Below are 2,516 nucleotides of genomic sequence, written 5' to 3'. Positions count from 1 at the left end.
GTTGTCAATGAGCGTTCAAAACTGACCCGGTTTCAGCGTTTGATTTTGACCCGTCGTTCAGAGGGCAAAGCCCCCAGGCGGGCCGCCCTCATATAGCGAGTCCGCCTGGGGGCTTTGCTTGCGATGCGGTTATTCTTCTCTGCGGCCTTTGCTCTGAGCGAAGCGGTATGACCTGTTGCCGGTCTCGATGATGGCGCAGTGGTGCATGACGCGATCCAAGAGCGCGGTTGTCATCTTGGCATCGCCGAAGACAGCGACCCATTCCCCGAACTCCAGGTTGGTGGTGATGATGACGCTGGTTTTCTCGTAGAGCTTGCTGATCAGGTGGAACAGCAATGCGCCGCCGGATTTCGGGAACGGGATATAGCCCAACTCGTCGATGATGACGCAATCCAGGGCTGACAATTGCCGGATGATCTTCCCGGCGTTGCCGTCGGCCTGTTCCTTGATCAGGGCATTGATCAGATCGACCGCGTTGAAGAAGCGGGCCTTCTTGCCGTTGTTGATCAGGGCGGCTCCAAGCGCGATCGCGATATGGGTTTTGCCTGTCCCGGTTCCGCCCACCAGGATGAGGTTATGTGCCTCTTCGGTGAACTGGCCCGAGCAGAAGGGCTCGATCTGGGTTTTGGTGACGGCTGCTGCGCCGTAATCGAAGGTAGCGAAGTCCTTGTGATGCGGGAACTTCGCGATCCGCATTTGATACTGGATGGAGCGCACCCGGCGCTCTACAGTCTCCGCGTCGATCAGTTGTTTTATCGCAGTGGTCAGACTTGGCGGCTTGCGCGCGGACAGCAAATCATGTGCGCAAGCTGCCATTCCATGCAGCCTCAGGGCGGTCAGTTGGTCCCCTCTCGGCAGCATCGCCATGCGATGCGCCTGCCGGGCAATGGATGAGGGCGTTCATGCGGCGGCCTCCTCGGCGGAGTACAATGCCTCATAGCGCTTGCAATCGGCTTCCGGGCGCAGGGTCAGCTGCGGATAGGTGTAGGGTTCGCCCAAGGGGGTGATGACCGGCTCGACCAGCTGGTTGATCAGATTGACGATGGCCGGCAGGCGCAGGGTGTTTTGCTCCACCGCCAGATCACACGCAATCTCGACGACCTCGATCCCGTGATCCTGAGCCAGCAGGAGCAGGTCGACAAACTCCCGATCCCCGCCTTTGCCGGCCATGTAATGTTCTCTGATCCGATGCATGGCATCGGGCAGTTGCCAGTCCACGAAGGGTGCCCCGTTGCGCAAGGCGCCGGGTTTGCGGTCCAGCAGAGGAACGTAATGCCACGGTTCAAAGTAGCTGACGTTGCGGGTGAAGCGGCGCTTGTGCTCGGCAATGACGTCCTGGCCTGACACCAGCACGATCCGGCCCGCATAGGCGCGCAGGGAGACATGTTGGCCTGCAAACCGGGAAGGCACGCTGTAGCGATTGCTGGCATATTGAACCAGGCAGGTGGAGCGGACACGCAGCGTCTTCTCCACGTAGCCGTCAAAAGCCCGCCCCAGGGGGCGCAGCTCGGCACGCTCATCTTCAAAAACCTCTGCAATCGTGCGGGCGGAGTATTCAGGATGGGCGCGATTTGCCAGCTCCTCGCAGCGCAGGCGCAACCAGTCGTTCAGCCCATCCAGATCATCGAAGGCTGGCATGGGAACAAACAAGCGGCCTCGTAAAAACTGGACCTGGTTCTCGACCTGTCCCTTCTCCCAACCCGACGCGGGGGTGCAGGCAACCGGTTCCATGACATAGTGGTTCATCAATGCCAGGAACCGCGGATGGAACACCCGGTCCTTCGAGCGGGAGACATAGGTCACCATCGTTTTGGGATTGTCGATAATCACCCGTCGCGGAACCCCGCCGTAGACGGACAGCGCCCGCACAAAAGCATCCAGCACCATCTCCTGGCTCTCGCCGGGATAGGCGACGACAAAGGGCTTGCGACTGTGGCACAGGCGGAAGTGGGCAACCTTCACCTTCTGCTCGACACCGCCCAGGACAATGCGCTCTTCGCTCCAGTCAAACTGGAGGGCATCACCGGCAGCAAAATGCAGGGGGATGAACGCCTCTCCCGATCCGGCATCGGTGCGCTTGAGGTCTCGGACGAAACGCTGAACCGGCGAATAGGACCCGGTATACCCTTCCGACACAAGCTGCTCATAAAGCCTCGCGGCCGTTCGCCGCTCCCGGCGCGGACGCTTTTGATCCTGCTCGAAGAGCTCCTGAAGCCGCGTGTCAAATCCATCACAAAGCTTATGACGAGCCGGTGGTGCTTGCCGCTGATAGCTTGGCGGGTTGTCGTCCTTCAGATACTTCTTGATCGTGTTGCGCGACAAACCGGTTGCCCGCGCCACAGACCGGATGCTGCGACCCTCCTGCAAAATCCAAAGTCTGATCTTCGATACACTTTCCATCAATATCACCTGCTCTTTCCTCCGCGCTATTCTGCGCGGATGCTAACGTGGCAGGTGGGTCAATTTTACTCGCTCATAACCCACCCAAGTGGGTCAACTTCGCATGCCGATTCACA

Annotated in this window: 2 protein-coding genes; both read right to left on the bottom strand. The window is 59.5% G+C overall.

Annotation, left to right across the window (positions count from 1 at the left end; all coding sequences use genetic code 11):
- Nucleotides 1–129: 129 nt before the first annotated feature.
- Nucleotides 130–867 (bottom strand): IS21-like element helper ATPase IstB, encoded by a 738-nt coding sequence (istB, locus tag EDD52_RS23455; protein ID WP_207906092.1) that lies wholly within the window; start codon nucleotides 865–867, stop codon nucleotides 130–132.
- 33 nt (nucleotides 868–900) lie between these two features.
- The gene (istA, locus tag EDD52_RS23450) at nucleotides 901–2,400 is read right to left on the bottom strand and encodes an IS21 family transposase (RefSeq protein WP_132249014.1); all 1,500 of its coding nucleotides are present in this window, start codon (nucleotides 2,398–2,400) and stop codon (nucleotides 901–903) included.
- Nucleotides 2,401–2,516 lie beyond the last annotated feature (116 nt).

The sequence above is a fragment of the Primorskyibacter sedentarius genome, from assembly GCF_004342065.1.
GTDB classification, from domain to species: Bacteria; Pseudomonadota; Alphaproteobacteria; order Rhodobacterales; family Rhodobacteraceae; genus Primorskyibacter; species Primorskyibacter sedentarius.
Note: the sequence above shows the minus strand (reverse complement) of the source record. Positions and strands in the feature narration are given on the sequence as shown.